The 462-nt window shown below is 42.2% G+C and carries 1 protein-coding gene; it reads left to right on the plus strand.

All coding sequences use genetic code 11. The features are described from left to right. Window positions 1-332: EAL domain-containing protein (locus tag A3761_RS07300; RefSeq protein WP_156491712.1), on the plus strand; the 332-nt coding region annotated here is incomplete at its 5' end. Window positions 333-462 lie beyond the last annotated feature (130 nt).

Here is a 462-nt window from a genome sequence, read left to right on the forward strand (position 1 = left end):
TGGTCGTTTTGAGCAATATGGCAAAAGAGCATGGCTTTAGTCTATCGGTCGTGCGCTTTGGTGTAAGCTCGGTGCCATTTTCGTATTTACAGCGAGTGGATATTCACTACATCAAAGTTGACCATAGCTTTATTCGCAACGTTCAGGGCAGTCAATCAAATCAGTTCTTCCTGCGATCAGCGATCCAGATTGCACATGGTCAGGGAATTAATGTGATTGCTGTGGGTGTCGAGTCAGAAGACGAGTGGCAGGCTTTAAAAGAGCTGGGGATTGATGGCGCAATGGGGTACCATTTGAAACGGCCACAAGCAAATGAAGTATTTGCTTCATAGCAAGTGTTTGCAATTGATAGTAGGGGATTACAGTTCTCCCAAGTCATTGAGAATTTATACACGTTAGCAGGTTATTAATGTGAAAGAAGGTTTGTCTGATTTTATAAGACATAGAAAAGAAGATTTCCAA

It is taken from the genome of Oleiphilus sp. HI0123 (assembly GCF_001635315.1).